Raw genomic sequence first — 3,726 nt, 5'->3', positions numbered from 1 at the left:
GGCGGTGTGTCAGATACAGACTTGCTGGCTGACCCACCGCCTTCGCGGGCAAGCCCGCTCCCACAGGTTGAACTGTGTACACGTTGATTGAGTGGTGTCCTGACAACACAGACGAGGAATGTTAGCTTGCTTGGCATTCTTCCGTAGTCGATGAGCCCGCCTGCAATGAAAAAGACCGTCCTCGCCTTCAGCCGTATCACCCCGCCAATGATCGAACGCCTGCAACAGGATTTCGAGGTGATCGCGCCCAATCCCAAACTGGGTGACATCAACGCGCAGTTCAACGAAGCCCTGCCCCACGCCCACGGTTTGATCGGCGTGGGTCGCAAGCTGGGCCGCGCGCAGCTCGAAGGCGCCGGCAAGCTGGAAGTGGTCTCCAGCGTCTCGGTGGGCTACGACAACTACGATGTGCCCTACTTCAATGAACGCGGGATCATGCTCACCAACACCCCTGACGTGCTCACCGAAAGCACCGCCGACCTGGCCTTCGCCCTGCTGATGAGCAGCGCGCGCCGCGTCGCCGAGCTGGACGCCTGGACCAAGGCCGGCCAGTGGAAAGCCAGCGTCGGCGCAGCGTTGTTCGGTTGCGATGTGCACGGCAAGACCCTGGGCATCGTCGGCATGGGCAATATCGGCGCGGCCGTGGCCCGTCGCGGGCACCTGGGGTTCAACATGCCGATCCTGTACAGCGGCAACAGCCGCAAGACCGAGCTGGAACAAACGCTGGGCGCACAGTTGCGCAGCCTTGACCAGTTGCTGGCCGAAGCGGATTTCGTCTGCCTGGTGGTGCCGTTGAGCGACAAGACCCGTCACCTGATCAGCACCCGCGAGCTGGGCTTGATGAAATCCAGCGCGATCCTGATCAACATCTCCCGTGGCCCGGTGGTGGATGAACCGGCACTGATCGAAGCGCTGCAAACCCAGCGGATTCGCGGGGCGGGACTGGATGTGTATGAGCAGGAGCCCCTGGCGCAATCGCCGCTGTTCCAACTGAGCAATGCAGTGACCTTGCCGCACATCGGCTCGGCGACAGATGAAACCCGCGAAGCCATGGCCAATCGTGCGTTGGACAACTTGCGCAGTGCCCTACTGGGCCAGCGTCCGCAGGATCTGGTGAACCCGCAAGTGTGGAAAGGCTGACCTCTCACTACGGTGGGCAGGTGCTTCTGGGGGGAGTTGGCTTGCCTGCTCCCACAGAAACCCGCCCGATACAAAACCCGGTTAAAGCCTGGCGCCCTCAAGTCGATAACTCGGTATAGATCGTCATCCCTGATCCTCAGAAGGTTTTTATGTCCACCACCAAAGCCCGCGCAGACTCACTCTCGCTTCTGCTCTTTACCTTACGTAGCGGCAAGCTGATGGCGATCAACCTGCTGAAAGTCAGCGAAATCATTCCCTGCCCGCCGCTGACCAAGCTGCCGGAGTCCCACCCCCACGTCAAAGGCATCGCCATCCTGCGCGGAGCCTCGCTGTCGGTGATCGACCTGAGCCGCGCCCTCGGCGAAATGCCCCTGCAAGACCCGGACGGCGGCTGCCTGATCGTCACTGACGTCAGCCGTTCCAAGCAGGGCCTGCATGTACAGGCGGTGAGCAAGATCGTGCACTGCCTGACCACCGATATCCGCCCGCCGCCCTACGGCTCCGGCGGCAACCGCGCGTTTATCACCGGGGTCACCCAGGTCGAAGGTGGCTTGGTACAAGTGCTGGATATTGAAAAAGTCATCCACGGCATCGCCCCGGCGCCGGTTGAAGCAGCGCCGACCGACCTGACCATGGAAGAAGCCGAAGTGCTGGGCAACGCCCGCATCTTGGTGGTGGATGACAGCCAGGTCGCCCTGCAGCAATCGGTACACACCCTGCGTAACCTCGGCCTGACCTGTCACACCGCGCGCAGTGCCAAGGAGGCCATCGATGTGCTGCTGGAGCTGCAAGGCACGGCCGAGCAGATCAATGTGGTGGTATCGGACATCGAGATGTCCGAAATGGACGGTTACGCCCTCACCCGCACCCTGCGTGAAACCCCGGATTTCAAAGACCTCTACGTGCTGTTGCACACCTCCCTGGACAGCGCGATGAACAGCGAAAAAGCCCGCCTGGCCGGGGCCGATTCGGTGCTGACCAAGTTTTCTTCGCCGGAACTGACCAAGTGCCTGGTGATCGCCGCCCAGACTGTGGCGCAAAAAGGCCTGTAAGCGGTGAGCGAGTATTTCCAGCTGCTGCGCCGCGACCTCACCGCCAGCCTGCCCGCGCCGCAATGGCCGGCGGGTACGCAGTTGGATCACTACCGCGACGCGCTGGCCCCGGCGATTCATGCAGTGTTGCGCATGACCCAGGACCAAGGCGGTGGCCGCGTACCCGGCCTGGATGAATGGCGACACCAGTTTGTCACCGACGCCGAATTCGACCCGACGCTGTGCCTGGTAGCCAGCAACGCCGACGGTATTCTCGGCGTGGCGCAATGCTGGACCAGCGCGTTTATCAAGAATCTCGCCATACACCCCTGCGCCCAGGGCCAGGGGCTGGGCCGTGCGTTGTTGCTGCACTGCTTCCAGGTGTTCAAGCAACGCGGCGAACCCTACGTGGATCTCAAGGTGCTGGAGAGCAACCTGCGCGCACGCAAGCTCTATGAAAGCGCTGAAATGAGATTCGTCCTACGCGATGTCGTCGCAGCAGACTGATAGGCACTGGCGCACAACTTGCTTCCAGACAGGCTGAGCGGTGGACAGAGGTAAAAACCCGTCACCGCTCAAGTGTGCCCTCTGACCTAGCCTGGTGACAGATCTGCCATGAACACTCATTTTTCCTGCGTCGGTTGCGGCAAATGCTGCAGCGACCACCACGTCCCCCTGACCCTCGATGAAGCCCGCATGTGGGCGGCGGACGGCGGCCAGGTCATCGTGCTCGTGGAAGGTTTTCTCGCCAGCGGCCTGGGCTTGCCCGCCCAGCAACGCGAGCATGCCGAACGCCGTTCGGTGGTGGTGCCCTGCGGCAACACCGAGGCGTTGCTGGCCATCACCTTTGCCGCCTACAACGCCGGGCGTTGCCGGAATCTTGACGCAGACAACCTGTGCCGCATCTATGAGCGGCGGCCGTTGGTGTGTCGGATCTATCCGATGGAGATCAACCCGCACATCCCGTTGAACCCCGCGGCCAAGGAATGCCCACCGGAATCCTGGGAACAGGGCCCGGCGCTGATCGTCGGTGGCGAACTGGCGGACCCGCAGTTGGCCGCCTTGATCCAGCGCTCGCGCCAGGCCGACCGCGATGACGTCCAGACCAAAGAAGCCGTGTGCGCCTTACTCGGCCTGCGCACCACGGCGCTCAAGGGCGATGGGTTTACCGCGTACCTGCCGGACATGGGCGCGTTTGCCCAGGCGCTTGAATTGGCGACGCAACGGCCGGCCGTGGCCAATGAGTGGGTGTTTCATGTGTCCGGGATGGACATTGCCGAGCAACTGCTGGATGCGGGGGCGCAGATTGCTACCGAGGTGCCGGCCAACTATGCGTTTATTTCGTTGAGGGCGGCGTAGGCAGTACCGGCCCCTTCGCGGGCAAGCCCGCTCCCACAGGTGATCGGTGTTGGCGGGCTGTCAGTGCTCGGCTGCAGATCCCCAGGCACTGCCTATCCCCTGTGGGAGCTGTCGAGCCCTAGCGAGGCTGCGAAGGCGGTGGCACTGTTGATAGAGGTGTTGGCTGAACCGCCGCTTTCGCGGGCAAGCCCGCTCC

General features: G+C 62.7%; 4 protein-coding genes. All 4 read left to right on the top strand.

Annotated elements, in window-relative coordinates; translation table 11 throughout:
- Positions 1-165 precede the first annotated feature (165 nt).
- The 4 genes from OPU96_RS28715 (at position 166) to OPU96_RS28700 (ending at position 3,530) form a co-directional block, all read left to right on the top strand.
- Positions 166-1,140: a 2-hydroxyacid dehydrogenase gene (locus OPU96_RS28715; protein ID WP_226457464.1), complete on the top strand. Its 975-nt coding sequence runs from the start codon at positions 166-168 to the stop codon at positions 1,138-1,140.
- A 149-nt stretch (positions 1,141-1,289) separates the two neighbouring features.
- A complete protein-coding gene (locus OPU96_RS28710) occupies positions 1,290-2,192 on the top strand; it encodes a chemotaxis protein CheV (protein ID WP_192297590.1) in 903 nt (300 codons plus the stop codon).
- Between the two features lie 3 nt (positions 2,193-2,195).
- Positions 2,196-2,678: a GNAT family N-acetyltransferase gene (locus tag OPU96_RS28705; RefSeq protein ID WP_192297592.1), complete on the top strand. Its 483-nt coding sequence runs from the start codon at positions 2,196-2,198 to the stop codon at positions 2,676-2,678.
- 108 nt (positions 2,679-2,786) lie between these two features.
- Positions 2,787-3,530 (top strand): YkgJ family cysteine cluster protein, encoded by a 744-nt coding sequence (locus tag OPU96_RS28700; protein WP_226457465.1) that lies wholly within the window; start codon positions 2,787-2,789, stop codon positions 3,528-3,530.
- Positions 3,531-3,726 lie beyond the last annotated feature (196 nt).

The sequence above is a fragment of the Pseudomonas sp. RP-B7 genome, assembly GCF_059803535.1.
This window is presented reverse-complemented; position numbering and strand designations above follow the sequence as displayed.

Excerpts from the sequence above, each read along its gene's own strand:
- OPU96_RS28715 (WP_226457464.1), top strand. The coding sequence starts at position 166 with ATGAAAAAGACCGTCCTCGCCTTCAGCCGTATCACCCCGCCAATGATC.
- OPU96_RS28710 (WP_192297590.1), top strand. The coding sequence starts at position 1,290 with ATGTCCACCACCAAAGCCCGCGCAGACTCACTCTCGCTTCTGCTCTTT.
- OPU96_RS28700 (WP_226457465.1), top strand. The coding sequence starts at position 2,787 with ATGAACACTCATTTTTCCTGCGTCGGTTGCGGCAAATGCTGCAGCGAC.